The sequence below is a fragment of the Microvirga antarctica genome (assembly GCF_017921815.1).
Lineage (GTDB): Bacteria > Pseudomonadota > Alphaproteobacteria > Rhizobiales > Beijerinckiaceae > Microvirga > Microvirga antarctica.
Genome location: NZ_JAGEMM010000149.1, coordinates 1 through 285 on the forward strand (window position 1 = coordinate 1; position 285 = coordinate 285).

Annotated in this window: 1 protein-coding gene; it reads right to left on the minus strand. The window is 51.2% G+C overall.

All coding sequences use genetic code 11. The features are described from left to right. A partial coding sequence (locus tag J4G32_RS21245; RefSeq protein WP_210497704.1) for a YkgJ family cysteine cluster protein occupies positions 1-285 on the minus strand: 285 nt, incomplete at both ends.

Here is a 285-nt window from a genome sequence, read left to right on the forward strand (position 1 = left end):
GCAATTGTACCCTGGATAACTCTACAGTGGCAGCATCAGCAGTTGTATGGAAAAGCATATCTTTGTAAAGCGGCGGTAATCCGTATCGCGCGCGGGCGCGATTGCACGCCTCATTCACTTCGCCTCCTTCGCCCGATATCGAAAATTCGCGACAGGTTGAAGGGCGGTTTTCATAAATAGCGCAACTGACGTTTTCACCCGGCGTGCCAATTAGCGCTTTACAGTGCGGCTGTTTTTGGTTGGTACCGGCCATACAACGTAAAAAAGGGGTAACGGGCTCGGTTA